Origin of the sequence: Streptomyces sp. NPDC006339, assembly GCF_040612775.1 — a bacterium.
Classification (GTDB): domain Bacteria; phylum Actinomycetota; class Actinomycetes; order Streptomycetales; family Streptomycetaceae; genus Streptomyces.
Genome location: NZ_JBEXQW010000022.1, coordinates 1 through 26592 on the forward strand (window position 1 = coordinate 1; position 26592 = coordinate 26592).

Here is a 26592-nt window from a genome sequence, read left to right on the forward strand (position 1 = left end):
CCCTTCCCCTCCCCCCCCCTCTTCCCTTCTCTCTGTGTGCCCGGCTGCCGCGCAACACCCACCCCCCCTCGGGTCTGCCGTACGGCAGACCGGAGGCCGGTTCGGTGTTCCGAGTGGCGAGCTACGGGTCAGGCGGTCGCGGGGTCCAGGATGTCCCGGACGCGGCGCAGGCCCTCGTGGTCCACGGAGAACCAGGCCCAGGTGCCACGGCGCTCACGCTTCAGCAGCCCGGCCTCGGTCATGATCTTCAGATGGTGGCTGACCGTCGGCTGGCGCAGCCCCAGGCACTCCGTCAGGTCGCACACGCACGCCTCGCCCTCCGGCGAGCGCTCGATCAGTCGCAGTATCTGCAGCCGGGTGGGGTCGGCGATGGCCTTGAGCGTGGCCGCCAGCCGCTGCGCCTCCTCCCGGTCGATCAGGAGGCAAGCCAGGTGGGGGGTGCACGCCTCCGTCTCCGGGGCGCGCACGTCCGGGGACGCGTCTATTGCAGTGATAGCCATCTATTCACCATACGGTCGGGACGGCATGGAATCCGGTCCCGGAAGGTGGCCCTACCGCCTGTTCACCGAGCGTTCACTTTCGCCGCGCGCCTGTCCAGAACATAGATGAGCATCTATCATGTGGGGTGTTGCGGCGTGCCTGGCCGCGGAGCGGAGGTGTGCGGTGGACGAATCTGCCGGCCTCGGGCGGTCTACGCCGCCCCTGGGCGACCCGAGTGGCGTCCTGGAACGCATCACACGTCGGCTCGTCGGGCGACACCGCCAGTCCTTCTCCCGTGAGACGGTTCAGCGGTACGTAGCCGAGTGCGCCGACCTGCTCGCCGGCGGTGCCCGTCTGCGCCGTCACCTGCCGGCCCTTGTCGAGCGTTTCGCGGACCAGAGGCTCAGCGCCCTGGCGCGGGGCCTCGGGCTGTGCCCCAAGCCCGTGCCCGAAGTGCTGTTCGTCTGCACGGAGAACTCCGGCCGGTCCCAGCTCGCCGCCGCCCTGATGCGTGAGCGTGCCGGGGACTCGGTTCTCGTCATGACGGCGGGATCCGCACCGGCTGCGGAGATCGCTCCAGTCGTACGGCGGTTGCTCGCAGAGCAGGGGCTGGATCCGGGCGAGGAGTTTCCCAAGCCCCTGACCTCGGAGGCCGTGACGGCCGCGGACGTCGTCGTGACGCTCGGCTGCGGCGACGCCTGCTCCGTGCTGCCCGGCCGCCGCTATCTGGACTGGGACCTGCCCGAACTCGGCGGTCTGGACATCGAGAGTGCGCGCGCAGTGCGGGACGCGCTTGCGGCCCGCGTTGACAACCTCGCGCGCGAACTGGCGGAGGCCACGGCTCCCCGGGCGTGAATTCGCCGGGTGCGTGGCGCTCGGCGCCGGTCCCTGGGCGCTGAGGGTGTTCTCCTGAACCGTCGGCGGCGGCACTACCTGGCTCACGCGCCGCCACCGACGCTGCCCGGGGCCGGAGTCTGCGGCTCCCGTGTGATCCGTAGGGGCGGGTGAGGAGGAGGTCAGCGGTCGGCGGGCGTGCGGTTTGCCTGTCCTCGCTGGTCGGGGACGGGCAGCAGGCGCGGTACCGCGCGGACGTAGACGACCATGCCGACGACCTCGACCAGGGTCTGGGTGACTACGACCACCGCGGCGACGGCGAGGTGGTCAGGCAGGGCCAGCGCGAGCGGGAGGACGACCAGGGAGTTGCGGGTCGCGCCGGTGAACACGATCGCCCGGCCGTCGGGCGCGTCCAGGCGGAAGAGGCGAGCGACGGCAAGTCCGGCGAACGTCATCACGATCAGGAAGATCACGTAGAAGGGCACGACGCGGGCGACGTCGACGAGGCTGTCGTCGAGCTTGGGCACCTGGGAGGCGACCACCGTCAGCAGGGTCGCGGCCATCAGCGGCACCATCGTCGTCCCGGCCGCGTCGGCAGCCTTCTGCCCGGCCGGCCGGCGTGCAGCCCACGCCTGGGTGAGCCACGCCAGGGCCAGCGGGATGACGATCAGTACGACGAACGCCTCGATGAACGGGCCGGTTTCGACGATGTCGGCCAGCTCCGAACCCATGAACAGGTAGAGGAACAGCGGCAGCAGCACCATCTGCGCGAGCAGCAGCAGTGGAGTGGCCGCTAGCAGACGCTGGCTGCTGCCCCCGGCGAGCCCGCTGAAGACGATCACGTAGTCGACGCACGGCGCGAGCAACACCAGCAACACACCCAGGCGTACCGCCTGGTCGGCGGGCAGGAACACGAACATCGCCGCCACAACCAGCGGCACGACCACGAAGTTCACCATCAGCGCGGCGGCCAGGAACCGGCTCGCGCGCAGGGAGCGGACCAGGTCCGCGGCGGGCACCTGAAGGAAGGTGACGTACAGCAGGGCCGCGAGAACGGGATTGATCGCGTGCTCCAGACCCGGACCCGCATCGGGAGCCACCCATCCCACCAGGGCGCCTGCCGCCATCGCCCCTACATAGACGGCGACCTGGTGCCGCTCCATCCCCGCGACAAGCCCCCGCGACTCCTGCGACACGCACTACTCCTCTACGCCGTCCGCCCGGCGGGCGGGAACTTGCGTCCTTCATCCTGCCTGGCTACGTCGGCTCGCTGGGCAGGGCCCCTGCCCCTGCGGTGCCTCTACCGGCGGACCGGGCCTGTCCTTGCGGCGGGCCAGTGCTTCCAGGGCGAGGAGTACGAGTGCGGCGATGATGATGTGCATGCCGGAGAGTGCGATCGTGCTGGGCATATCGAAGCTGGCGGTGAACGTCTGCGCCGTCGTGGCCAAAGCGGCACCCGCCCCCACGACCTGGGCCGACCGCAGGATGGCACGCCGTTTCCCGGCCGCCGCCAGCAGCGCGGCCAGAGCCAGGCCGCCGCTCATGGGAAGCACCGTCATGGTGATGACGCCCTGCGGTGCCGTGGTGGTGTGCAGCGACCCATCGGCCTCGGTGTACTGGAACGACCCGCCGAAGCCCAGACCGATCAGCCACAGTGCGAGGTTGACCCCGAGGGCTGCGGCAACCGTCCCCGCAATGACCGCCGCCGGACGCCCGGCCGCGACCCCGCGGAGGAAGCCGCCCCCACCATGTGTAGCTGCAGGCATTGAGAGATCCGATCTGAAAAGACGGTGTGGGCACGGACGCCAGGGCGCCCGATCCTCTGGTGCCGCCGAAGAGGGTGGGCACGAGCTGCTGCGCTCGTCTATCGGGTCTGCCTCGCGTCAGAGTCACTGATCTTCAGCGGGTCAGTGGGCGTCCCGCAGCCGCACCCACCCTGCTCACCGGCCTTGGGCGCGCAGGAGCAGGAGCCTCGGCGCCGGCCGTACCACCAGGTTCCGGCGGCGAGCACGGCCAGGGCGACGGCGAGGGCGGGCAGCCAGCCCACCACCGCCCCGGCGCCCGCGCCGACGACGCCCGCCGCGATCAGGACGGGCAGCGCGCAGCATGCCACGCAGGCCAGCGCGGCCAGGCCGCCCAGGGCCTTCGGCGCCCGGCGGGGACGCGAGTCAGCAAGGTCCGGCATGGCGGTTCTCCTCGGCGAGGTCGGTGAAGGGGATGGGGCAGCAGGCGCTGGAGGCGCAGACGGTCAGGTCGTCGCAGCCCGCTTCGACGGCCGTGGCCAGGGCAGTGCGGATGGTGGTGAGATCGGCGATCTTCGCGTCGACCTCGGCGAGCTTGGCGGCTGCACGCTCCTGGAGGCCCGCGACGGGGCGGCCGTGTCGGTGGCCGCCGGCCTCCAGCAGCTCGGCGACCTCCTCCAGCGTGAACCCGAGCCGTTGGGCGGCCTTGATCACCCGCAGCGCGGTCACCGCCTCCTCGCCGTAGAGGCGGTGACCGCCGTTGGTGCGCTTGGGCTCGGCCAGCAGGCCGCGCCGCTCGTAGTAGCGCAGCGTCTGGACGTTCACGCCGGCCGCCTCGGCGACCTGTCCGCTGCGCAGGCCCGCGCTCACCACGACTCCCCGGCGATGCCCGTCCGCGCGACGAGGGACTCCAGGACCGCCTCGTGCGCCTGGTCCACGGTGATGTCCAGGTGAACCAGCTCTCCACCGGGAGTGATCGTGAAGGTGAAGAACGAGCAGCAGCCGCCCTCGCGCTCCACCAGGTCACGGATCCGGTCCTCGACGCCCACTCCGGCGGCCAGGGCGAGGCGCAGGCGCAGGGGCTCGGGCCGGGAGAGGGCGGTCAGCCGTTCGACGAACAGGGCATCCCACTCGGCGACCCGCAAGGGCCGTTCCTCGGTGGGCAGCGTGCAGGACTGCGGCACCCATCCCAGATCGGTCATCGTGCTCACTCCCGTCATCACATCCCCGCATCCGGGGCTCGTCTCCGACGGTAAACCTGTACCTGAGTACCGGATGCAAGTCCGGTTCCCGGCTCAGTCGGCTCTGGACTCGGATGCTGCGGCAGTGGCTCGCAGCGGCATGGCGAGGATGGTGCAGATATCGCCCTCGTCGCAGGTGTCCGGGTCGGTCGCGGCAGCCCGCTGGGCGAGAGCACGCAGTGCCGTACGGGTTGCCCGGAGCTCCGCGAGGCGCCGGTTGATCTCGTCGAGGTGCTGGTCGATCAGCTCGGTGACGCGAGCGCAGGGGGCTTGGCCGGTGTCGCGTAGGACCAGGACGGAGCGGATCTCGGCGAGGGTGAGACCGGCGACCTGGGCGTCGCGGATGAACGCGAGCCGGGTGATGGCGTCACCCGTGTAGTCGCGGTATCCGCCGCTCGTACGCGTCGGCTTCGGCAGCAGTCCGGCCTGCTCGTAGAAGCGGATGGTCTTGGCCGTCAGTCCGCTGGCGGTGGCGAGGTCCCCGATACGCATGCCTCAAGGCTACGCCTTGACCTTCCAGTGCGGTGGAAGGTCTAGCGTCGGACGTACAGGCTTTGAGCTGGGAGGACAGCATGCGCATCACCGTACTGACGGTCCCCGATTGCCCCAACGCCCCAGCGGTCCAGCAGCGGATTGCCGCGGCTTTGGCGGGCCGCGAGGCGCGGGTGGAGCTGGTCGAGATACAGGACGAAGCGGGAGCCGCGCGCTGGGGTATGACCGGCTCGCCCACCGTGCTCCTCGACGGCATCGACCCCTTCGCCGCCGCCGGGGCAGCGCCGAGCGTCTCGTGCCGCCTCTACCGGGACGCTGACGGCCGCGTGGACGGCGCGCCCAGCGTGAAAGCCCTGTGTCAGGCGCTCGCCGGCCGGGCCGGGGACCTGCCCGGCGCCGTCGAGGCCGAGGAGTGCTGCGATGCGGATGTCCTGGATCCGGTCGGACGTGGTGGCCGCGGACGCCTGGCCCCGACGGAGAACGGACTGCGGGCCGTGCATCAGGCAGTGCTCCGGCACTTCGCCGCCACCGGCGCCGCCCCCGAGCCCGCCGCACTGCAACCGGTCGCCGCGACCACCGGGCGCTCGGCCACCGAGGTGCTCGCCGACCTGGACCGCGAGGATTTCCTGACGCTCGACGAGAAGGGACGGATCCGGGCCGCCTACCCCTTCTCCAGCCAGGAGACCCGGCACCGCGTACGCCTGGAGAACGGGGTGCAGGTGTGGTCGATGTGTGCGATCGACGCCCTCGGCATCGCAGCCATGCTCGACCAGAACACGGTGATCACCTCCTCGGACCCCGTCACCGCGGAGCCGGTCACCGTCACCGTGACGGGCGAAACGACTCTGTGGGAGCCGACGAGCGCGGTGGTGTTCGTCGGTCGCCGCCAGGCCTCGGGGCCAGCTGCCCAAGTGTGCTGCGACGCCTTGAACTTCTTCACGAGCGAAGCTTCCGCCCGCACCTGGGCGGAAGCTCACCCCCACGTGAAGGGCGGCATCGTCAGCCAGGCACGAGCCGAACAGGTCGGACGTGACACCTTCGGCCCCCTGCTGCGCGCCGACTGACCGGATGCTCGCCGCTGCCTGTCCCTGGGAGCCAAAGGCTGGTCAACTCCTCGATGGCATCCGGTGACGGTTGGAAGGAACGCCGGGTGTTCTCCGGCTTGGCCGTCCGGCTACGCGCCCGAAGACGCCGGCGTTCTGGCGGTGCTGCACTCCAGCCGATACCCCAGGCCGCGGATCGCGTCGATGGTGCAGCAGCTCCCGGCCTCCTCGCGCAGCTTCATTCGTACGCGGCGGATGTGGACGGTGAGGGTGTTGCTGTCCGGTGCGTCCGTGCCCCACAGCGCCCGGGTCAGTTCGGCGCGGCTGATGACCCGGTTGTGGTGCTGCATCAGGTAGCGCAGCAGCTGGAATTCACGGACCGGCAACTGGACGGCACGGCCGCGTACATGGACGTGGAAGCCGATCGGGTCAAGCTCGATGTCACCAACCACCAAGGGTTCGGCGGAACCGTCGCCCGGGGGCCTGCCGCCGGTGAGGAACGGCAGGATCTCCTCGATGCGGTACGGGCGGGCGACGATGGCCACGGCGCCCGCGGCGAGCGCGGCGGTGGCTTCCTCCACTCCCTCCGGGCCGGCCCCGACGATGACCGGAACCGGATGGAGACGGGCGATCAGCTCCGTGACCCGAGCCGCGCCGACCACGGGGAGCGGCGTGGCGAGCAGGACGGCGGCCGGATGGTGGGCGCCTGCCTGGAGCAGTGCCTCCGCGCCGTCGTGGCAGACGGTCACGGAGATGCCGGCGCCCTCGAAGCGGGCCGTCGCGCGTGCCGCGAGCTTGAGGTCGGGCTCGGCCAGGAGAAGGCCCGGCCTTGCGGTGTCGTCCTTGCCATCCGTACCGCGCTGTGCGGTGATCTTCGGTGGCCTTGGTGCGTCGGGGGTCACCCGTGGTTCTCCTTCACGGTGGCGGCGCGCAAAGGGCGGCGGTCTGGAGGGGGCTCAGCCGAAGCGGCCGGAGATGTAGTCCTCGGTGCGCTGGTCGGCGGGGGTGCTGAAGATCCGGGCGGTCTCGTCGTACTCGACGAGCCGGCCGTGGCGGACGCCCTTGTCGTCGACGTCGGCTGTGAAGAAGGCCGTGCGGTGCGAGACACGGGCGGCCTGCTGCATGTTGTGGGTGACGATGACGATCGTGTACTCCTGGGCAAGGTGCTCCATGAGGTCCTCGATCTTGGCCGTGGCGATCGGGTCGAGGGCCGAGCAGGGCTCGTCCATCAGGATCACCTCGGGCTTGACCGCGATCGTGCGGGCGATGCACAGCCGCTGCTGCTGTCCACCGGACAGGGCGAGGGCGGAGGTCTTCAGCTTGTCCTTGACCTCGTCCCACAGGGCCGCGCGCGTGAGGGTCTCCTCGACGAGGTCGTCGAGGTTGCCCTTGAAGCCGGCCACCCGGGGCCCGTACGCGATGTTGTCGAAGATCGACTTCGGGAACGGGTTGGGCTTCTGGAAGACCATGCCGATCCGGCGGCGGACCTCGATCGGGTCGACGTCCTTCCCGTACAGGTCCTCGTCGTGGTAGCGGACCTTGCCCGCGACCCGCGCGCCGGGGACGAGGTCGTTCATGCGGTTGAAGCAGCGCAGGACGGTGGACTTGCCGCAGCCGGACGGACCGATCATCGCGGTGATCTGGCGCTGGCCGATGCTCATGTTGACGTCGCGTACGGCCTCGTGGTCGCCGTAGAAGACCGACAGGCTGCCGACCTCGAAGACCGGGCTGACCAGGGCGGGGGCGTCGCGGTAGCTGACCTTCGGCGACTTCAGGCCGCCGGCGGGCTCGGAGGAAGTGGTCATGACGGTCTCCTGCGGAGGGGTGGGAGCGGTGACGGGGCTGTTCGTGGCGGGGGTCATGGTGGTCACCAGCGGCGTGCGTAGCGGTTGCGGAGCCAGATCGCGACGGCGTTCATCAGCAGCAGGATGCCGAGCAGCAGGATGATCGCGGCGGCGGCCAGGTGGTGGAACTCCGTGCGGGACTGGCTGATCCAGTTGTAGATCTGGACCGGCAGGACGGTGTAGGAGCTCTGCAGGCCCTCGGGGTTGAACATCACGAAGGTGACCGCGCCGAGCATGATCACCGGGGCGGCCTCGCCGATCGCGCGGGACAGGGCGAGGATCGCGCCGGTGGCCATGCCGGGTACGGCGGCCGGAAGGACCTGGCGCGAGATGGTCTGCCACTGGGTGGCGCCCAGGGCGAGGGACGCCTGCCGGATGGACTGCGGGACGGCGCGGATCGCCTCGCGGGAGGCGATGATCACGACGGGCAGGACCAGGAGGGAGAGCGTCAGTGCCGCGGTGAGCACGGTGGTTCCCAGGGCGAACTGCCGGGCAAGGAGGCCGAGTCCGAGGATGCCGTAAATGATCGAGGGGACGGCGGCCAGGTTCTGGATGTTCAGCTCGATCAGGCGGTTGTACCAGCGGTTCTGGTCGGCGTACTCCTCCAGGTAGATCGCCGCCATGATGCCGGTGGGCAGGCAGAACAGGGCCGTGAAGCTGATGACCCAGATCGTGCCCATGATGGCGGACTGGGCGCCGGCGTTCTCGGGGCGGCGGATGGAGGGGAAGTTGTTCCACAGCCGGGAGTCCAGCCGCGGCCACGCCTCGATGACCAGGTAGGCCAGGAGCGAGACCAGGAAGAGGATGCCGATCGCCAGGCAGGCGAGCAGCAGCCAGCGGAACAGGCTCTCGCCGGGACGGAAGCGGGGTCCGGCCAGCAGTCTGCGCTCGGAGACGGGCGCGGGCGCGTCCTTGACGGGGGCGCTCATTCGTAGACCTCCCGGTACTTGCGCACCAGACGGATGCTGATCATGTTCATCACGAAGGTCGCCAGGAACAGCAGCGCGCCCACCGCGAAGATGGTGTTGTACGAGATCGAGCCGACCGGCACGTCGCCGGAGGCGGCACGGGCGATGAACGCGGTCATCGTCTCCATCTCCACCAGCGGATTGATCGTGAAGTCGGGCTTCGAACCGGCGGCGATGAGGACGATCATCGTCTCGCCGATGGCCCGGGAGATGCCCAGGACGCAGGCGGCGACGATGCCGGACAGTGCGGCGGGGACGACCACGCGGACCGACACGGTGCGCTTGCCGGAGCCGAGGGCGAACGCGCCGTCGCGCAGGGCGTGCGGCACAGCGGACAGGGCGTCCTCGGTGAGCGAGGCGATCGTCGGGACGATCATGACGCCCATGACCAGGCCGGCCGCGAGGCCGTTGCGGACCTCGGGCGCCCAGCCCTCGGGCAGGGTGTCCTGGAGCAGCGGGGTGATGAACGCCAGCGCGAAGAAGCCGTAGACCACGGTCGGGATGCCGGCCAGGACCTCAAGGCTGGGCTTGAGGAACTTGCGGACGCGCGGCTTGGCGTACTCGCTGAGGTAGATCGCCGCGCCGAGGCCGACGGGGATCGCGACGAGGACGGCGATGCCCGTGATCACCAGGGTCGCGGCGACCAGCGGCAGCACACCGAAGTGCTTGTCGGAGAAGAGCGGTGTCCACTGGGTCCCGGTGAGGAACTCGCCGATGTCGACCTGCTGGAAGAACTCGGCGGCGGGCGGGATCAGGGAGATGACGATCCCCGCCGTGGTGGCGACCGAGACCAGGGCTGCGGCGAGCAGCACCGCCTTGATGGCCGCCTCGCCGTAACGCGGGCGAGCCCGCCGCAGGGACCGGGTTTCGGTCCCCGCGGCGGACTGGGTGGTGGAGCCTGTCACTTGGTGGCCTTCTTCAGCTCTTCCAGGGCGGCCTGAAGTTCCTTCTCCTGCTTGTCGTTGAGCGGGATGAACTTGGCGTCCTCGGCGATCTTCTTGTTGTTCTCGACGTAGAACTCGACGAAGTCGAGGACCTGGGGCTTCTTCAGGCCGGCGTCCGAGGGGTAGATGAACAGCTGTCGGCCGAGCGGCGTGTACGAGCCGTCCTGGACGGTCGAGACGCTCGGCTTGACGCAGCCGCCGCCGCCGTCGATATCGACGAGCTTCAGCTTGTCCGCGTTCTCCTCGTAGTAGGAGAAGCCGAAGTAGCCCAGGCCGCCCTTGGTTCCGGACACGCCGGTCACGGTGACGTTGTCGTCCTCGCTGCCGCTGTAGTCGGTGCGGGAGGCGCCTTCCTCACCGTTGATGGCGTCGGTGAAGTAGTCGAAGGTGCCCGAGTCGGTGCCCGCACCGAAGAGCTTCAGCGGCTCGTTCGGGAACTTCGGGTCGACCTGGTTCCAGTTGTTCACCTTGGAGCCGGGCTCCCAGATCTTCTTCAACTGGGCGACGGTGAGGCAGTTCGCCCAGGTGTTCTCCTTGCTCACCACGACGCTCAGACCGTCGTTGGCGATGGCGAACTGCTTGTACTTGATGTTGTTCTCGCCGCAGGTCTTGATCTCCTCGTCCTTGATCGGACGGGAGGCGTCGGAGATGTCGGTCTCGCCGACGCAGAACTTCTTGAAGCCGCCGCCGGTGCCGGAGGTGGCGACCGTGACCTGCACGCCGGGCTGCTTCTCGGCGTAGAGCTCCGAGGCCGCGCTGCTCAGCGGGGCGACCGTGCTCGAACCGTCGATCGCCACCTTGCCGGAGAGCTTTCCGCCGTCCTCGCCACCGCCCGAACCCGCGTCGGCACCGCCGCACGCGGCCGCGGTGAGCATGACGGCGGCCGTCAGGGCCAGGGGAGCCTTGGCCCGGCGCAACGAAGTGGAAATGTTCACGACTCTCGACCCTCGTGTCTGCCGGGTGCCCCGGCGTCTGGATCCGGTGCGCGGCGCGCCCCGTTCGGACACTTAGATCGAAGGCTGCCTATGTGAACTTCCGATGTACGGGAGGACCCTCTCGGATGAACGATAGCCGCCCATCTATATAGACGGATCATGATGTTTTACGAGCGATGCAGTCCACCCTCGGGGCAGAGTTCGAACGGTGTTCACCGTCCGGTCGCCGCGTAGCGGAAGGGCGAGCCTTAGCGTCATCCATCGATGACCGCCTATATGCCCGGCGGCCGGCCCACCCAACCCCTGAGCGTGGAGGAACCGTGCCCGATCAGCCCCTGTCCGGCGACCGCACTGGCCAGCATGTCGAACTGCCCCTGCTGCCCAGCCACAACACCGCACGGTCGGCGCTGACCTGCCAGTACCGGTGCGGCAACGCCTGCTCCCACGAAGCCCCGAACCGCTCGCTGAACACCTACTTCGGCGACATCGTCGCCCGGGCGATGTCCCGCCGCGGTGTACTCAAGGGCGCGACCGTCCTGGCCATGGCCACCGGCGCTACCAGTCTCACTGCGGCTCCGGCCGCTGCCGGCTCCGCCCTGCACAGTGGGCACGGTCGTCCGCCGCGCGGTCTCGACTTCGAGGCGGTCGCCCCGAACACCGCCGACGCCGTGATCGTCCCGGAGGGCTACGCCCAGCAGGTCGTGATCCGCTGGGGCGACCCGGTACTTCCCCGCGCCCCGCGCTTCGACGCCCGCAACCAAAGCGCTCGGGCCCAGGCCCTCCAGTTCGGCTACAACTGCGACTACATGGCTCTCCTGGACGCACCGCGCGGACGGGGCCACCAGCTGCTCGTGGTCAACCACGAGTACACCAACGAAGAGATCATGTTCTACGGCTACGACCCGGCCAACCCGACCCGCGAGCAGGTCGAGACCGCCTGGGCCGCCCACGGCCTGACCGTCCTCGTCGTACGCGCCGACCGGCACTCCGGACGCCTCTGGCCGGTCAGCGACACCCTCAACCGCCGGATCACCGCCACCACCCCCTTCCGCTTCACCGGCCCCGCCGCCGGCAGTGAACTCCTCAAGACCGCCGCCGACCCCACTGGCCGCACCGTGCTCGGCACCCTGAACAACTGTGGCGGTGGCATCACCCCTTGGGGCACCGTCCTGTCCGGCGAGGAGAACTTCAACCAGTACTTCGCCAACGCCGCCGCTGTCACCGACCCTCTCGCCAAGCAGCGTCTCGCCCGCTACGGCCTCCCGACCGGCGCCAGCGCCCGCAAGTGGGAGCGGTTCGACGACCGCTTCGACATCGCCAAGGAGCCCAACGAGCCCAACCGGCACGGCTGGATCGTCGAGATCGACCCGTACGACCCCGACTCCGTCCCCCGCAAGCGCACCGCGCTCGGCCGCTTCAAGCACGAGGCCGCCGAGCCCCGCCTGACCCGCAACGGCCACGTCGCCCTCTACATGGGCGACGACGAGCGCTTCGACTACCTCTACAAGTACGTCTCCAAGCACGCCTACCGGAAGGGCAACAGCCCCTCCGCCCGCGCGCACAACATGCGCCTGCTCGACGAGGGCACCCTGTACGTCGCCAAGTTCACCGGCGACAGCCCGGCCGCCGAGATCGACGGCAGCGGCGCACTCCCCTCCGACGGCGACTTCGGCGGCACCGGCGAGTGGATCCCGCTCGCCTCCGGTGACGTCTCCCACGTGCCGGGCATGACTGCCGAGGAGGTGTACGTCTTCACCCGCCTCGCCGGAGACAAGGTGGGCGCGACGAAGATGGACCGCCCCGAGGACGTCGAGCCCCACCCGATCACCGGCCGCGTCTACGTTGCCCTCACCAACAACAAGGACCGCGGCGCCACCGGCAAGGCCGGCCCCGACGAGGCCAACCCCCGCAAGGGCAACAAGCACGGCCACATCCTCGAACTGGAGGAGCACCACGACGACGCCGCCCTCTCCTTCGGCTGGCGCCTCGTCCTGATCTGCGGCGACCCGTCCGACCCCTCCACCTACTTCGCGGGCTACGACAAGAGCCAGGTCAGCCCCATCTCCTGCCCCGACAACATCGCCTTCGACGAGCACGGCAACCTGTGGCTCGCCACTGACGGCAACGCCCTGGGCTCCAACGACGGCCTCTTCGCCGTCCCCCTCAAGGGCCCCGAGCGCGGCCACGTCAAGCAGTTCCTCACCGTCCCGAAGGCCGCCGAGACCTGCGGCCCGATCATCACCGAGGACCGCATCCTCATCGCGGCCCAGCACCCGGGCGAGACCGACGGCGCCACGGCCGAGAACCCGGGATCCGTCTGGCCGGACGGACCGGGCAGCCTGCCGCGGCCGTCGGTCGTGACCGTGTGGAGGGAGAAGCGCTTTTAGGCCGTTCTTTGACGGGTCCGTTCGGCAGCGTCGTCAGCGGTGACGGTGCCGGCGACATCGGGCTGCAGATGCCGCTGTCCCGGAAGCTCGGGCCCGTCGTCCAGCGCGCCGCTCGCGGCCTGGCATCCGTGTCAGCTGGGCCGTAGCACCAGCGCCAGCAATGACGACGGGTGTCCAGGCGGACGACCGCCGCCCGCAGCGCCGGGTCCATCGCACAACGTCAAGGCGACACCGGCAGGCATCCGCGCGCCGTCTCGCCCACGGGGCGCCACGCGCCTCCTGCACGACCCTGTCGGCCGTGCCGGTCAGCTACGCCTTGCTGATCGGTGGAAATCACACCGGCTGCGCATAACGAGGTCGCCGGGCGGTATTCCCGTCCAGTTGGAATTGAGCTGATGACCTGTTCGGATGCGTATTCCGCCATTGCTGCATCCTTGGCTCGTGCCGGCGCCTCAGCGTGGCCCGCAGGGCTCCCGCCTCGTCGTCGCTCGGTGAGGAACGGCGCGCGGGCCGCGGACCGGCCGCTGCCCGCGCACCCCCGTCAGTGCGTCACACCGCAACGCGTGCCGTGTAGTCACCGGCCGCTTCGACAGCGGCGATGAGCACGACACTGTCGACGTCAGCGCCCTCGTCCAGGCGGACGACACTGCGCCCGGTCCGTGCGTCCGTCGTGGCCGCGCGGACCCCGTCGACATCCTCCAGCTCGTCGTCGATGAGCAGACCGCAACTCGTGCAGTGCATGCCCTCGATGAGAAGCGTGACAGCCGAACCGGCCTCGGCCGCGGCCTGAGTGGTGTTCTTCTTACGGTTGAAGAGCTTCATTCCACTGTTCCTTACGCGAAGTCGATGGAGCCGGTCTGCATGCCCATGGCGCACGAGAAGCGCAGGGTGCCGGCCTTGCGCGTGCCGAGGTCGATCTCGATGTCTCCGTCCCGCTTGACGATCTCCTGGACACCGAGTTCGGGGATCGTGAAGGCCCGGGCGCAGCCGCCGGAGTCCTTGCCGTGCAGCACCAGCGTGGTGGGCACGCCTGTCTTCGCCGTGAAGGACGTGGGCGTGTAGAAGTCTGTGACGGTCAGGGTGACGATCTGCTTCCCGTTCGCATCGATGCGAACGGGCGCCGGATCCGCGCCGGTAGTGCCGCCCTTGCCGCTGCCGCTGCCGTCGCCGCCCTCGACGATGAACGGGCCGCTCGCAGTGACGGTCTCCTTCTTGTCCGGGGCGCTGAACGAAACCCACCCGCCGGCCTGGAGCGCGGAGCCCATGGTCCACACGGCGACGGCGAGCACCACGACGGCCGTGAGTCCGGCGAGCCGCCCGGACATCGCCTGGCTGCTGCGCCGGAAGAGGTAGCCGAGTACGGCGAAGAGCGGGGCCGTGCCGATGACGAACCCGGCCATCACCGCTGCTCCGGCGACGGCAGAGCCGGAGGTGATGGCGAGGAGCTCCATGGAGAGGGTGACCCCGCAGGGCACGAGGACGGTGGCGAGCCCGATGAGGGCGGGTGTCAGAGCTGATTCGGTCCTGCCACTGCGACGCAGGAGCCGGCCGAAGGACGCCGGCGGTCGGGGCACGAGTCGTCCGACGGCCTTCACCCCGAACAGGTCGAGGGCGAAGAGCACCATCAACACGCCAGCGGCAAGCAGCAGGACCGCCTGGGTGCGGGGGCTGGGCTGGAGGGCCTTGCCGAAGGTGCCGAGCAGGGCGCCGAGGACGGCGTGGGAGAGCAGTTTTCCGGCGAGGAAGGCCCCGACGGGGGCGAGTGGGGTTTCCCCGGTCCCTCGGTCGGGGGCGGAGGTACGGCGGCGGGTGACGGCCCCGGCCAGCAGACCTCCCTGGACGGCGGCGCACGAGGCACCCCCGGCGAGCAGACCGGTACCAGCACCGGTCACGAGCAAGGCGATGGACGACGACATGGCGTCGCGGCTCCTGTTCTGCGACGACGACGGCCCCCCGCACAGCGGGTTTACGGGCACGCCGAAGCGGACGTGATGTACGCAGAAGCCCGTGAGGCGGCATCGAAGGCTCGGCCTCGCGGGCGGTGTGCCGTCACGTCCGCGACACGCACAACCGGTGCAGATCAGGGGGTGCCGCTACGTCGGGTGGGGCATGGGGCCACGAGTCACCCATGGGTACAGAGCTGCTCGCACCGGACGATGAGGCCCCGGGAGCGGCGGGTGAAGGGCCGTCCTGGGCCGGGATGCCCTTGGGCGCGACACACTGGTCGTCGACCACCGGGCAGTCGGGCGCCTTGGGCGGGACGGCAGCCGTGGCCTTGTTCGCCGGGCTCGCGGACGCGGAGTGCCAGGCCGCCGGGGTCATGTGCTCGGTCATCGGCGCGGCCATGGGCATCGACATGCCCATGGCCATCGCCGGACGGGCGAGCCCCGTCAGGCAGGCAAACAGCGCGCACACCAGCAGCACGCCGGACCAGGTCCGGAGCGGCAGGGGCGGGTGGCTCGGCATGCGCGCCATGCTAGGCCATCGCTCCAGCGCTTCCGCCCGCCCCTGAGCGGCGGAGGTGTCCTGTCAGCCGCCGTCGCATCCGCAGGAATCGCCGCAGCAGCCTCCTGACTGCTGACCGGGGGCCGTGGCCGGGACCGCCGGGCTCAGGGACAGGAGAACCGGGCCCGCCACTGGTACGGGTACGGCCGTCGCGGGGGTCGGGAGCGGTGCGGTGGCCGGGGCGGCCCTGGAGGTACGCAGGGGCGGGTGCGCGGGCAGGAGGCGCTTGCGGCCGGCGCGGATGCCGTTGCCGATGACGAGGACCTCGGCCAGTTCGTGGCTGGCGACGACGACCGCCAGGCCCAGCACACCGGTTGCCGCGAGGGGCACCAGGGCGACGAGTATGGCGCCGGACAGGAGCAGGTTTTGGGTGAGGATGCGGCGGGCGGCCCGGGTGTGGGCGAGGGCGTCGGGGAGGCGACGCAGGTCCTCGCCCATGAGCGCGGTGTCGGCGGCCTCGATGGCGACGTCGCTGCCCATGGCTCCCATGGCGATGCCGGAGTCGGCGGTGGCCAGGGCGGGGGCGTCGTTGATGCCGTCACCGACCATCGCGACCGGCCCGTGGACTGCACGGAGTTCAGTGACGATGCGGGCCTTGTCCTCGGGGAGGAGTTCGGCGCGGATGTCCTCGATGCCCGCGGCGGCGCCGATGGCGGCGGCAGTGCGGGCGTTGTCACCGGTCAGCATGACCACCCGGACGCCCTGACGGTGGAGGGCACGGACGGCATCGGCGGCCTCGGGACGTATCTCGTCGCGGACGGCGACGGCGCCGAGGAGCCGACCGTCGTGTTCGACCAGGACGACGGTTGCCCCGGCGTCCTGGAGACGCAGGACGTCATCGTTGAGGGGTCCCGGTTCGACGAAGCCGGGCTTGCCGAGCCGGGCGGGCCGCCCCGCCACGGTGCCGGTGAGTCCGTTGCCCGGGACGGCTTCCACGTCGTCGGCGGGGACCGTGGTGTCGGCTGCGGCCAGGACGGCGGCTGCGAGCGGGTGCTCGCTGCGCGCCTCCAGTCCGGCGGCGACCGCCAGGACGTCCGCGCGCGTGTGACCGTCGGTCGGGACGATCTCGATGACGGCGGGCTCGTTACGGGTCAATGTGCCGGTCTTGTCGAGGGCGACGACCCGGACCTTGCCCAGAGCTTCGACAGCGGCGCCGCCCTTGAGCAGGACGCCCGCCTTGGAGGCGGCCCCGATCGCGGCGACCACGGCGACCGGCACGGACAGCGCGAAGGCGCACGGGGCGGCGGCGACGAGGACGACCAGGGAGCGCTCGATCCAAACGCCCGGGTCGCCGAAGAGGCTGCCAAGTGCCGCGACGGCGGCGGCGAGGACGAGCACGCCGGGGACGAGGGGCTTGGCGAACCGTTCGGCGAGGCGCTGGCCCGCGCCCTTGCGTTCCTGGGCCTCGTGGACGGTGTGGACCAGGCGGGCGAGGGAGTTGTCCTCGGCGGTGGCGGTGACGGTGATCTCCAGGGCGCCCGCGCCGTTGACGCAACCGGCGAACACCTCGGTGCCGGGGCCGACTTCGACGGGGACAGACTCGCCGGTCACGACGGAGGTGTCCAGGGCGCTGCGGCCGGAGGCGACGGTGCCATCGGTGGCGATGCGTTCGCCCGGCTTGACCAGGAGCGTGTCGCCGACTCGGAGCTCGGCGGGGGCCATCTCCTGCTCCAGTCCACCGCGCCGTACGGTCGCGGTGGCCGGAACGAGGTCGAGCAGGGCGCGCAGCCCGTGCCGGGTGCGGGCGACCGCGTAGCCCTCCAGCCCCTCGGCTATGGAGAAGAGGAACGCGAGGGTGGCGGCCTCGCCGTGCTCGCCGAGGGCGACGGCACCGGCGGCGGCGATGGTCATCAGCAGACCGACGCCGAGCCGGCCCTTCGCCAGGCCCCGCAGCGTGCCGGGCACGAAGGTGGCGGCGCCGACCGCCAGGGCGGCGAGTTCGCCGACGGTGGCCCAGGTCCCGGGGAGCAGCAGGGATATGCCGAGCAGTACGCCGGAGAGGGCGGCGGCCTGGAGTTCGCGTACCTGCCAGACGGCCGAGGGAGGCGGGGCCTGTTCCGTGGCATGGGGTGCGGACCCAGGGGTGTCGGTGCCGCAGCAGGCGTCAGCCACGGGACACCTCCGCAGCGTCGACGGTGACGAGGTCAGCGGCGCCGCAGTCGCCGGCCGCGTCGCAGGCGTCGGCGGCGGTGCCGTCGGCGTAGTCGTCCGGGGCGCAGGGTTCCGCGGTCTCGACGGCCGGGTCGACGAGGAGGACGAGCGAGGCAAGCTCGGACAGCGCGTGGGCGAGTCGGGGATCGGCCAGCTCATAGCGGACCCGGCGCCCGACCGCGACGGTCCGCACCAGTCCGCACCCGCGCAGACAGGACAAGTGGTTCGAGACGTTGCCCCGGGTCATGCCCAGCGCTTCGGCCAGGTCCGAGGGATAAGCCGGGGCCTTCAGCAGGGCCAGCAACAGCCTGCGGCGGTTCTCGTCGGCGAGGGCCGTGCCGACTCTGGCCAGCGCTTCGGCGTTCACGGCGACCGCGAGGGCGGGCGGGTTCATCGTCTCCATGGAAACGGACAGTACAGCCAACACTGAATCAAGTGAAGCGTGAATAAAGCACGCGCTGAATCATGCTGTCACCGACTGGTCCGCTGAGCTATCCACCGGACCGCCCCCCACGTCGTCCCGCGCCCATGGAACGCTCCGGCGCTCGGCGATGGCGAGCTTCACTCCCACCCAGGCCATACGGAGGAGAGCCCCGGCAACCACCGCGAGCACCACGGGCACCACGGAGTCCGGCACGGGGCGGACGGCCGTCAGCAGCAGCCCGGCCGCCGGGCTCAGGGCCGCCACCGGGAGCCACAGCCTCAACCTGCCGGTCTCCGCGCCGAGGAGCACGGCCAGGGCCAGACCCTCGCCGACCGCGTGCAGCACGAGCCCGATGGCGAGCGGTAGTGAGGGCGCCAGCCCGAGCGAGGCGCCTTCGACCACGCGGTGCACGGCGATCACCCCAGCGGCTCCACCGGTCGCGCCGGGGGCTACCCCGGCGCGACCGCAGCAGCGACGCGTGACACGGGTGACAACCAGGAAGCCGGCACACCCCGCCCCCGCACACCACCACAGGGGCACTCCGGCCTCGCGGGAGTCATCCCGGACTTCCGGGACGATGTCGGTGAGGGCAAGCGTGAGCATGGTGGTCGCGGCGACTGCCGGCCACAGGCCGCGACGTGACCGGGAGCGTCGCACCAGCCACGCTCCAGCCAGGGTGCCTAGGCACACGAGTCCCGCCGCGCCCCAGGAACCCGCCCCCACAGCCCCTCGGCCGGAGAGGGACGGGACGGCCCGGGCAAGGGCCTCGAAGGCATCGATCATTCCGCAGCCCTAGCAGAGGCAGCCAACAGCCTGTCCCGGACCCGCACGCCGTCGAGGCGCCGTACACCCGATCGGCCCACCTGTGAGGTCCCCCTCGTACGAGCACGGCCGCTGCACTCGCGCCGACGGCGGGCCGGTACGCTGCGTTCGTCCGTCCATTGCGGCCCTTCCGGCGGCCGACTCGACCGCTCCCCTCCGAAAGCCCCGTCATGCTCGCTTCCCTCCTACCGCACGGCGTCCCGCCGTGGGCCGGTGCGCTGCGGGCGGTGCGGGCCGGGGTGCTGGCGGTTCTGTGCGTCCTGCTGCCGGTGGGCGGACACGCTCTGCTCCAAGGACACACCCCGCGACTCCTCGTCCTCGTGGTCGAGGCCGCGCTCGCGGTGCCTCTGTATCTCGTCCTCACCCGGCGGCGGCTCGCCGACACCCAGCTGCTGGCCGCGTTCGCCGGCGCGCAGGCCGCGTACCACGTCTGCTACGTGGTTCCTGGCGCCTGCGCGGCACTCACCGACAGACCGAGTGGCGGACATCTCGCGGGACTGACCGAGCACGCGGCCGCCGGACCGGGCCCGCCCGTGCTGCTGGGCGGCCACGCCGTCACGCTGCTGCTAGCCGCACGGCTGCTGGGCACGACCGAGTCCCTGCTCCTGCACGCCCGGCCCCTCACCGAATCCGCCCAGCGGATCCTGCACGCCCTGCTACCTCTGCTGACGGCCATCCCGGCCGGGCACGGCCCCCTGCGCACCCCTGCCACCGAAGTGGCTCCGCTACGGCCCACCGCCCTCGCGTACCCGTGCCCCGGACGCGCGCCTCCGACGCCCGTGGTCCTCCCGAACCCGTTCCGGCCGCCGGCCGTGACCGGCTTCCGCCTCGCAGCCTGACGCCACGACGTCTGACGCACGACGCGGGCGAGTCGGCGCGCGCCGTGCGGCCTCCTCGACACGCCGTCCTTTCCCGTGCCCGTCCTGTGCCGGGGCCGACAGAGAGCTCTCCTCACCATGCGCATCAGGCATCCACGCGCCGCCCGTACGACGGTGCGCACCCTTCTCCTTCCCGCTGCCGTCAGCGGACTGCTGGCGATCTCCTCCCCGCCAGCCGCCGCCCACACGGACCTGAACGGCTCCGATCCGGCGAACGGCGCCCTCCTCGACGCCGTCCCCCGTACGGTCACGCTCACGTTCAGCGACCCCATGACACAGAAGTACGCCCAGCTCGCCGTCACCGGACCGGACGGCGCCGCGCTCGGCGACGGCGCTCCGGCTGTGGCGGGGCGCGAGGTCACGCTGAAGCTGCAGGCCGCGAACGGCGCCGGCCGGTACACGGTGGGCTACCGGGTCGTGTCCGCCGACGGCCACCCCGTCTCGGGTAAGTCGGTGTTCACCGTGCGGCCCGCCGCCACAGCGCCCCCGACCACACCATCGGCCGCTCCTGTCGCCCCGAAGCACTCCGCCTCCGCGTCCTCCCCCTCTCCCTCCTCCTCCGCCACCCTCTCCCGCTCAGCCGTCGCCTCCGGAGAGCGAGCGGTCACCAGCCTCAAGGCCATCGGAATCGGCTTCGGCATCGGACTCGTCGTACTGGTCACCGCGATGGTCGTCACCGTCCGCCGCCACAGGAAGAGCCCGGACGGCGCGGGCTGGTGACCTCTGCGCGCGCCAGTACGGTTGGGCTGACGGCCATTCTGGGCTCCCGTACCGGGCATCGCCACGCTCGTAGCAGGTGCCCGGAGCCACGGCGCCGGCATCGCTGCGGACGTCTTCTTCGGAGGCCGGCGCCCCGCGGGGCGTCGGCCTCCGAAGGGACCTTGAAGCAGAATCGCCACGGGCATCTCCAGCGCATCACCTACCCCTCGTTGCCCCAGAACTGTTAAGCGTCTTAGTATTCGTTCGCTCCTTCGATGCCTTGCCGCTCTCCCGGCGCGTCCGAAGGAGCCAACCGCGCCCCGCAGCATGCACGAAGGAGCTGGCTCCGACCGTGGCTTCCCATCGCCGCCCCAAACCCGCACGCCCCCGCTACGTGGGAATGCTCACCACAACCGCCGCCGCGGCCGTGGTGCTCTCCTCGCAGGCCGCGTCCGCCGACCCCCTGCCCGACCCGAACAAGAAGGGCGTCGAGGCGGAGGTTGCGCGCCTGTACGAAGCAGCTACGCAGGCGACGGAGCACTACAACGGCGCCAAGGAGAAGGCTGACGCCCTCCAGAAGGAGGTCGCCGGCCTGCGGGACGCCGCCGCGCGCAAGCAGTCCGAGCTCAATGAGCTGCGTGACCGCGTCGGTTCGATCGCGGCGGCGCAGTACCGGGGCGGAGGACTTGATCCCTCGGTGCAGCTGATGTTGTCGGCCGATCCGGATTCGTTCCTGGAACGAGCGAGCCTGCAGCAGCGCCTCGGCGAACGCGAAGTGAGCACCTTGCTGCAGCTCCAGGACCAGCAGCGCGCGCTGCGGCAGCAGCGTACGGAGGCGTCCCAGAAGCTGGCGGACCTCGAGGCCACACGCACCGAGCAGCGACGCAAGAAGAACGAGGTTCAGCAGAAGCTCGCGAAGGCCCAGGAACTCCTGAACACACTTTCCGCCAAGGAGCGGGCGCGCATCCGCGCTGAGGAGGACCGCGCCAACCGGGCCGGCGCCCGCGTCGAACTCGGAAACGAGAAGAGCGCGTCGTCACGCGGGGCCGCCGCCTTCGCCGCCGCCCAGAGCCGCGTCGGCATGCCGTACGTCTGGGGCGCCACAGGCCCTAACTCATTCGACTGCTCTGGGCTGGCCTCCTGGGCCTTCCGGCAGGCAGGTGTCTCGATTCCCCGTACCTCCCAGGCTCAGGCCGATGTCGGCACCCGGATCAACTCTCTGAGCGACCTCCGGCCTGGTGATCTGATCATCATGCGCACGGATCTGAGCCATGTCGGCTTCTACGCTGGTAACGGTCAGATCCTCCACTCCCCCAAGCCCGGGGCTCAGGTCCGCTACGAGTCGATCGCCCGCAGCGGCATGCCGTTCATGTGGGGCGTGCGCCTCTAAATCGCCTGGTTCACGACGTCCGGCTCTGGCTCGGCTTCTGCGGATCCGCGACAGCTGTCGTTCCTGCTCTCAACTGTCCGCGGGTTGAGTCTCGTCGGTAACGCATCCAACCTGGCACTGTCCAGCGCGAGGGTGCCGCCTCTGACCAGGTCCACTGAAGTTGAGCCAGAACCCGTCAGGAAGTTCCGGGTCCTGCTCCGGCGGGACGGGCTCCTCGGCGTCGCACCGGTGAGAGGTGACGCAGCGATGGCAGGTGCAGTAGCAGAGTCGGCCTTACGTCGGCCTGACGGGACTCCTGGCCTCACCCACGAAGTGCCGCTTCAGACAGGTCCGCATGCCGTGGCGAGTGGCAACAGTGGGACAGCTGCGGAGAGCGCGACAATCACCGGCCAGACCGCCCTGTGCGGGATCGGCCGAGGCTCGAGGACCCGGTACAGCCTCAACAGGGTGCCCGGACCGCCTGCGCCTAATGCCGGCGCGGGCGCCTGGCCGGCCGCAACCTCGCACAGCGCTGTGGCCAGGGCGTCGGGAGTGTGGTGCCGTAGAGCCCCATCGTCCGCGATCATCTCCAGGAGGAGCCGGGTCTGCTCCTCGGCGTGCCGGGCCAGGGAAAGTCCTGGAAACGCGAGGGCGAAGGCCCGCACGATCATGTGAACCAGGTGGTGGTGGCCGTCGAGGTGGGCGCGCTCGTGCTCGAGGACAGCCTTGACCTGTTCGCCGTCGAGCACGTCCAGAGCGCCTCGCGTGATGACGACCGCCGGTCTCCTGCCAGGAACGCAGTAGACGGCGGGCACGTCGAACTCCACGACCTTCGCGCCGTACTCAGGCACTTCCCGTCCGATGAGATCCAACGTGCGGAGGTGATCCCGCCGCTCGCGGCGGGCGATCCAGACGGTTCTTACCAGCCAAAAGAGAGGCAGCGACAGGAACGCCATCGGAGCCAGCAGAGCGGCGACCTCGAGCAGCGTCGGACGGGAGTCGCTCAGGGGGGCATCGGCATCAAGGCCGCAGGCGGTGAGGAGGCCGACAAGACCGTCGTGGACGTGCTTCTCCGTCAGTACGAGATCGTAGAGGGCGAGCGCGACAGTGACGAGGAACGTCGCCATCAGGGCCTGCCAAGCGACCACCGCCTGTCGGGGCGCACGCTGAGGCCATCGGGCCCTCGCAAGCAGACGGGGAACGACGGCGCCCACGAGAATGGCGTAAGCCGCGAGAACCGCCAGGGCCGTCACGGCGCCTGCCGCCTCTTGGCGGCACGCAGGGCGGCGCGCAGGGCCTCGGCCTCACCGGGGGTGATCTGTTCAACGAAACTGGCCATGACGCCTGCTGCGTCCGAGCTGCCGCTCAGAGCGTCCTGCATGCGCGCGGCGGTGTACTGCTGTCGCGTGCAGGTGGCCCGGTACACCCAGGCCCGGCCGTCCTTCTCACGGGTCAGCATCCCCTTGTCGCAGAGGATGTCGGCCACCGTCTTCACCGTGCTGTAGGCGATAGGCCGCTTCTTGAGCAGGTCGTTGAGTACCTCGCGCGCGGTGGCCGGACGGCCCCAGGACCATACGCGGTCCATGATCTCCGCCTCGAGCTCACCCAGCTGGCGCACTCCCACTCCCTTCGGGCCGGCCCGACGTCTCGACCAGCGGTCCATCCGCTCATGGTAGCTGCCGAAGGACGCCCGCCTAAGAGCAAGAAACGACAGCTGGCCTGCGCGTCTCTGCCGCATCGCCGAGCAAGGGGCAACACCGCCGGGCATTACCAGCGCTCAACATTCGTGATCTTCAGAGGGGTGTCGGCCGACAGGCATACGCCAGCCAGGTCGGTGCGGACGGCCATCAGGTCGGCGATCTTCGCGTCGCCCTCGGCGAGCTGCCCAGAGCACGCTTTCGCAGCTCCACCAGAGGACGCCCATGCCGGACAGAGATCGTTCTCCAAAGTTGTGACGGGATCGGCAGTCCTCCGGAGTCCCCTGTGCAGCACGTCTGTGGATACGATTTGCGGTCATGCACCCGCGACAGCGACTCCGAGGTTCGGCGACAAGCGTCACCGCCGCCCTCATGCTGCGTTGCTGTGCGCTGCTGGCTGTACTGATGTGGGTTCTTCCTCTGTGTGGCCACCCTGCCGGTGAACTGCCCTCCGCGACGGCCGGCAGGCCGTCCAGCACCGCCATCGAGAGTCCCTCGACAATCAGGCAGGGCACTCTCGCCCACGTATGCCTCGACATGCGGCACGGCTCGGAGGACACGCACTGCCGGCCGGTGGCGGGCGCTGCGGGAAACCCCTCAGGGCCCGTTCCGGCCGCCCCGCCTCGTCCGGTGGACGCTACGGCCTCCGGCTGGACGGCAGACTCCCCCCGCGCGTCCGGTCCGGCTGCTGTCCTTGTCCACGCTCCCGGTCTGTACGAGTTGCAGGTCCAGCGGACGTAGGACCGGTTCGCGCGGCCTGACGGCTCATGTCCGCGCTCTCCGATCCCCGTGCCGCCCCGCCTCGCCCTGCGAGCGGCACTCCGCCGACCTCTGACTCGCACCACCGCCCGTCCGCGCGGTGGAGACAAGGACATGCCATGGGTTCCGCAGGAGCCAAGACGAACCGTGAGGCCCGCCGCGCCAAGCTGGACGAGCTGCGCCGCGCCCAGGCGGCGCGGGAGCGCCGCAACCGCATCATCACCTGGACCTGCAGCGGCGTGATCCTCGCCGGTCTGGTAGGGGGCGGGTGGTATGTGGTCGACGTGACGTCGGCCCGCAAGGAAGCGAAGGAGCGAGCGATCGCTGCCCCTGTCGAGGGAGAGAAGTCCTTCGACGACCTGGGCCGCAACCATGTCACCACCCCGGTCACCTACAAGATGTCCCCCGGGGTGGGGGGCGATCACGATCCGGCCTGGATGAACTGCAACGGCGACTCCTACGACAAGGAAATCAGCGAGACCAGCGCGGTCCACTCGCTGGAGCACGGTGCGGTCTGGATCACATACAGCGACAAGGCGGACGCCAAGGACGTCAGCGCCCTCAAGGAGAAGGTCGGCAAGACCCCCTACACGTTGATGAGCCCGTTCCCGAAGCAGTCCTCCCCCATCAACCTGTCCGCATGGGGCAAGCAGCTCAGCGTCGACTCCGCCTCGGACCCGCGGGTCCAGACGTTCCTCGACAAGTACGTACAGGGCAAGCAGACCCCGGAGCCGGGCGCTGCCTGCACAGGAGGCAAGCCGGCATGAGCAGCGAGACTGATGAGAGCCGCGTCACCAAGCGCAACACACCCCTGCTCGTCGTTCTCGGAGCCACTCTCATGCTCCTGGTAGCGCTCGCCGTCTGGTGGAACACCACCACCGGCATGACGAGCGATTCGGTACCGGACGACCGATCGGCCGAGGCGGGCTTCTCGCGCGACATGTCCATTCACCACCAGCAGGCGGTGGAGATGTCCCTCATCGTCCGGGACCGCACCGGCGACCAGGACGTGAGGACTCTGGCGTACGACGTCATCAACACCCAGGCGACCCAGCGCGGCATGATGCTCGGCTGGCTGGAGAGCTGGGGGCTGAGCAAGTCCTCTCGCGACGCGCCCATGACGTGGATGGGTCATGGCTCGATGTACGAGGCGAAGGACGGGTCCCTCATGCCCGGAATGGCCACGAACACCGAGATCGACAAGCTGCGGCAGGCCAAGGGCAAGGACGCCGAGATCCTCTACCTCCAGCTGATGACGGCCCACCACCGGGGCGGCGTCGACATGGCGCGCGGCGCGGTGGAGAGGGTCGAGGACGACAATCTCAAGAACCTCGCGCAGACCATGGTCAACGGCCAGCAGACGGAGATGGACCTGATGGCCGACATGCTCACCCGGCGTGGCGCTACGGCAAAGAGCTGAGTCGCTGTCCGGCCGGGTACCGGCCCGGTCGGACCATTTCCGTTCCCCAGCTTCCCGGACGTAGGTCACTCTGGTCCGAGCGAGGAGCTGAGGACGTACCAGTGCGTTACCGGGCGCCCCGACGGAAAATCTGGCGGGGGGCGACGGATACGCTGCCCCGGACCGACGCCGGCAACCCCTTGAAGAACTCCCCGAAGGCCGACCTCATGCGACCGCCCTGCCCGACAGGCCCCGCCTCACCGGCGGTCGGCCTGCTTCGTGGTGTGCGGGCCGGGGCCCTGGCCGTGCTGTGTGTGCTGCTGCCTCTCGCCGGACACGCGCTGTCGCAGGGGCACGCCCCGCGATGGCTCGTGGTGGTCGCGGCGGCTGTCGTCGCCGTGCCCGGAGCCGCGTTCGTCACTCGTCGACGGCTCACGGACACACAGCTGCTCGGTGCTTTCGCCGCCTCACAGCTCGCCTATCACGTGGCCTACTCGGTGCCAGGGGCCTGCGCCGCGATGCCCGGTCGAGCCGGTGCGACGGCGGACTGGTCGTGGTTCATCGAGTATGACGCCGTGGCGGGGCCGCCGATGGGCGTGCTTCTGGCAAGCCATCTGATCACCGTCCTGCTCGCCGCCCGACTTCTCGGTGTCAGCGAGCAGCTGCTGTGGCAGGGTGTGCCGCTGCTTGAGGTCGTGCACCGCGCCCTGCTGTTCCTGTGGCCGCTCCTCGGCACCTCGCGCGGAACCGGCCCGCGGCCCGCTTTCTGTGAGAGCACGTCACCGCTGCGGTCGTCAATGCTGGCCCGCCTTCACGAGGGGCGTGCCCCGCCGCGCCAGCGCGGTGTCCTCCGGAAACCATTCACGCTTCTCCGGCCGATGCCGATCGGTGGTCCCTGCCTGCCCTGAGGGGTGCGAGGTGAGGACCCACAGGCCGGCCCTTCCCCGTCGGCGGCAGAGGCCGCCGGCTGACAGCAGAG

At 70.3% G+C, this 26592-nt stretch carries 29 protein-coding genes; 9 read left to right on the top strand and 20 right to left on the bottom strand.

Going from position 1 to position 26592, the window contains the following annotated elements; genetic code table 11:
* Positions 1-128 precede the first annotated feature (128 nt).
* On the bottom strand, positions 129-500 hold the full coding sequence (locus ABZ135_RS19065) for a metalloregulator ArsR/SmtB family transcription factor (RefSeq protein ID WP_356697173.1): 372 nt from the start codon (positions 498-500) through the stop codon (positions 129-131).
* Between the two features lie 163 nt (positions 501-663).
* Between ABZ135_RS19065 and ABZ135_RS19070 the strand changes: the two genes are divergently transcribed.
* Positions 664-1335, top strand: coding sequence for a three-helix bundle dimerization domain-containing protein (locus ABZ135_RS19070; protein ID WP_356697175.1), 672 nt, complete (start codon positions 664-666; stop codon positions 1333-1335).
* Positions 1336-1496: 161 nt separating this feature from the next.
* Here the strand turns inward: ABZ135_RS19070 and ABZ135_RS19075 are convergent, their stop codons facing one another.
* From ABZ135_RS19075 to ABZ135_RS19100, 6 genes are all read right to left on the bottom strand, one after another.
* Positions 1497-2510, bottom strand: a complete 1014-nt coding sequence (locus ABZ135_RS19075) for a bile acid:sodium symporter (RefSeq protein ID WP_356697177.1) — start codon at positions 2508-2510, stop codon at positions 1497-1499.
* Between the two features lie 48 nt (positions 2511-2558).
* Positions 2559-3080 (bottom strand): DUF6069 family protein, encoded by a 522-nt coding sequence (locus ABZ135_RS19080; protein WP_356697179.1) that lies wholly within the window; start codon positions 3078-3080, stop codon positions 2559-2561.
* A gap of 98 nt (positions 3081-3178) precedes the next feature.
* Positions 3179-3499, bottom strand: coding sequence for a hypothetical protein (locus ABZ135_RS19085; protein ID WP_356697181.1), 321 nt, complete (start codon positions 3497-3499; stop codon positions 3179-3181).
* Positions 3483-3926 (bottom strand): MerR family transcriptional regulator, encoded by a 444-nt coding sequence (locus ABZ135_RS19090; RefSeq protein WP_356697183.1) that lies wholly within the window; start codon positions 3924-3926, stop codon positions 3483-3485. Before ABZ135_RS19090 ends, ABZ135_RS19085 begins: the two co-directional genes overlap by 17 nt.
* Positions 3923-4258 (bottom strand): hypothetical protein, encoded by a 336-nt coding sequence (locus ABZ135_RS19095; RefSeq protein ID WP_356697185.1) that lies wholly within the window; start codon positions 4256-4258, stop codon positions 3923-3925. Before ABZ135_RS19095 ends, ABZ135_RS19090 begins: the two co-directional genes overlap by 4 nt.
* A gap of 93 nt (positions 4259-4351) precedes the next feature.
* A complete protein-coding gene (locus tag ABZ135_RS19100; RefSeq protein WP_356697187.1) occupies positions 4352-4789 on the bottom strand; it encodes a heavy metal-responsive transcriptional regulator in 438 nt (145 codons plus the stop codon).
* Positions 4790-4869: 80 nt separating this feature from the next.
* Between ABZ135_RS19100 and merB the strand changes: the two genes are divergently transcribed.
* Positions 4870-5853 carry an organomercurial lyase gene (gene merB, locus ABZ135_RS19105; RefSeq protein ID WP_356697189.1) on the top strand — a complete coding sequence of 328 codons (984 nt, stop codon included), beginning with the start codon at positions 4870-4872 and terminating at the stop codon, positions 5851-5853.
* Between the two features lie 110 nt (positions 5854-5963).
* Here merB and ABZ135_RS19110 read toward each other — a convergent pair whose 3' ends face one another.
* The 5 genes from ABZ135_RS19110 to ABZ135_RS19130 all read right to left on the bottom strand — a co-directional run bounded on the left by ABZ135_RS19110 (position 5964) and on the right by ABZ135_RS19130 (position 10523).
* Entirely contained in the window at positions 5964-6734 is a 771-nt protein-coding gene (locus tag ABZ135_RS19110; protein WP_356697191.1) for a response regulator transcription factor, read from the bottom strand.
* Positions 6735-6788: 54 nt separating this feature from the next.
* The gene (gene pstB / locus ABZ135_RS19115) at positions 6789-7637 is read right to left on the bottom strand and encodes a phosphate ABC transporter ATP-binding protein PstB (protein ID WP_356697193.1); all 849 of its coding nucleotides are present in this window, start codon (positions 7635-7637) and stop codon (positions 6789-6791) included.
* 62 nt (positions 7638-7699) lie between these two features.
* Positions 7700-8605, bottom strand: coding sequence for a phosphate ABC transporter permease PstA (gene pstA, locus ABZ135_RS19120; protein ID WP_356697195.1), 906 nt, complete (start codon positions 8603-8605; stop codon positions 7700-7702).
* A complete protein-coding gene (pstC, locus tag ABZ135_RS19125; RefSeq protein WP_356697197.1) occupies positions 8602-9549 on the bottom strand; it encodes a phosphate ABC transporter permease subunit PstC in 948 nt (315 codons plus the stop codon). The genes pstA and pstC overlap by 4 nt, the downstream gene beginning before the upstream one ends.
* Positions 9546-10523 carry a PstS family phosphate ABC transporter substrate-binding protein gene (locus tag ABZ135_RS19130; RefSeq protein WP_356697199.1) on the bottom strand — a complete coding sequence of 326 codons (978 nt, stop codon included), beginning with the start codon at positions 10521-10523 and terminating at the stop codon, positions 9546-9548. Before ABZ135_RS19130 ends, pstC begins: the two co-directional genes overlap by 4 nt.
* 320 nt (positions 10524-10843) lie before the next feature.
* Between ABZ135_RS19130 and ABZ135_RS19135 the strand changes: the two genes are divergently transcribed.
* Positions 10844-12910, top strand: a complete 2067-nt coding sequence (locus ABZ135_RS19135) for a PhoX family phosphatase (RefSeq protein ID WP_356697201.1) — start codon at positions 10844-10846, stop codon at positions 12908-12910.
* Between the two features lie 549 nt (positions 12911-13459).
* Here ABZ135_RS19135 and ABZ135_RS19140 read toward each other — a convergent pair.
* From ABZ135_RS19140 to ABZ135_RS19165, 6 genes are all read right to left on the bottom strand, one after another.
* Positions 13460-13732 carry a cation transporter gene (locus ABZ135_RS19140; RefSeq protein WP_356697203.1) on the bottom strand — a complete coding sequence of 91 codons (273 nt, stop codon included), beginning with the start codon at positions 13730-13732 and terminating at the stop codon, positions 13460-13462.
* An 11-nt stretch (positions 13733-13743) separates the two neighbouring features.
* Positions 13744-14826 carry a sulfite exporter TauE/SafE family protein gene (locus ABZ135_RS19145; protein ID WP_356697205.1) on the bottom strand — a complete coding sequence of 361 codons (1083 nt, stop codon included), beginning with the start codon at positions 14824-14826 and terminating at the stop codon, positions 13744-13746.
* Between the two features lie 133 nt (positions 14827-14959).
* Complete coding sequence (locus ABZ135_RS19150) at positions 14960-15376, bottom strand: hypothetical protein (RefSeq protein WP_356697207.1); 417 nt, start codon at positions 15374-15376, stop codon at positions 14960-14962.
* 63 nt (positions 15377-15439) lie between these two features.
* On the bottom strand, positions 15440-17527 hold the full coding sequence (locus ABZ135_RS19155; protein WP_356697209.1) for a cation-translocating P-type ATPase: 2088 nt from the start codon (positions 17525-17527) through the stop codon (positions 15440-15442).
* The gene (locus tag ABZ135_RS19160; protein ID WP_356697413.1) at positions 17520-17960 is read right to left on the bottom strand and encodes a helix-turn-helix domain-containing protein; all 441 of its coding nucleotides are present in this window, start codon (positions 17958-17960) and stop codon (positions 17520-17522) included. The genes ABZ135_RS19155 and ABZ135_RS19160 overlap by 8 nt, the downstream gene beginning before the upstream one ends.
* 69 nt (positions 17961-18029) lie before the next feature.
* The gene (locus ABZ135_RS19165; protein ID WP_356697211.1) at positions 18030-18410 is read right to left on the bottom strand and encodes a hypothetical protein; all 381 of its coding nucleotides are present in this window, start codon (positions 18408-18410) and stop codon (positions 18030-18032) included.
* Between the two features lie 572 nt (positions 18411-18982).
* Between ABZ135_RS19165 and ABZ135_RS19170 the strand changes: the two genes are divergently transcribed.
* The 3 genes from ABZ135_RS19170 to ABZ135_RS19180 all read left to right on the top strand — a co-directional run bounded on the left by ABZ135_RS19170 (position 18983) and on the right by ABZ135_RS19180 (position 21779).
* A complete protein-coding gene (locus ABZ135_RS19170; RefSeq protein ID WP_356697213.1) occupies positions 18983-19651 on the top strand; it encodes a hypothetical protein in 669 nt (222 codons plus the stop codon).
* Positions 19652-19768: 117 nt separating this feature from the next.
* Complete coding sequence (locus ABZ135_RS19175) at positions 19769-20410, top strand: copper resistance CopC family protein (RefSeq protein ID WP_356697215.1); 642 nt, start codon at positions 19769-19771, stop codon at positions 20408-20410.
* A gap of 331 nt (positions 20411-20741) precedes the next feature.
* On the top strand, positions 20742-21779 hold the full coding sequence (locus tag ABZ135_RS19180; protein ID WP_356697217.1) for an NlpC/P60 family protein: 1038 nt from the start codon (positions 20742-20744) through the stop codon (positions 21777-21779).
* A gap of 320 nt (positions 21780-22099) precedes the next feature.
* Here ABZ135_RS19180 and ABZ135_RS19185 read toward each other — a convergent pair whose 3' ends face one another.
* Together ABZ135_RS19185 and ABZ135_RS19190 are read right to left on the bottom strand one after the other, a co-directional pair.
* Entirely contained in the window at positions 22100-22885 is a 786-nt protein-coding gene (locus tag ABZ135_RS19185; protein WP_356697219.1) for a M56 family metallopeptidase, read from the bottom strand.
* Between the two features lie 122 nt (positions 22886-23007).
* A complete protein-coding gene (locus tag ABZ135_RS19190; protein ID WP_356697221.1) occupies positions 23008-23376 on the bottom strand; it encodes a BlaI/MecI/CopY family transcriptional regulator in 369 nt (122 codons plus the stop codon).
* Positions 23377-24333: 957 nt separating this feature from the next.
* Between ABZ135_RS19190 and ABZ135_RS19195 the strand changes: the two genes are divergently transcribed.
* The 3 genes from ABZ135_RS19195 to ABZ135_RS19205 all read left to right on the top strand — a co-directional run bounded on the left by ABZ135_RS19195 (position 24334) and on the right by ABZ135_RS19205 (position 26521).
* Positions 24334-24981 carry a DUF3105 domain-containing protein gene (locus ABZ135_RS19195; protein ID WP_356697223.1) on the top strand — a complete coding sequence of 216 codons (648 nt, stop codon included), beginning with the start codon at positions 24334-24336 and terminating at the stop codon, positions 24979-24981.
* Positions 24978-25634 carry a DUF305 domain-containing protein gene (locus ABZ135_RS19200; protein WP_356697224.1) on the top strand — a complete coding sequence of 219 codons (657 nt, stop codon included), beginning with the start codon at positions 24978-24980 and terminating at the stop codon, positions 25632-25634. The genes ABZ135_RS19195 and ABZ135_RS19200 overlap by 4 nt, the downstream gene beginning before the upstream one ends.
* Before the next feature lie 293 nt (positions 25635-25927).
* Positions 25928-26521 (top strand): hypothetical protein, encoded by a 594-nt coding sequence (locus ABZ135_RS19205; RefSeq protein ID WP_356697226.1) that lies wholly within the window; start codon positions 25928-25930, stop codon positions 26519-26521.
* The last annotated feature ends 71 nt before the right edge of the window (positions 26522-26592 follow it).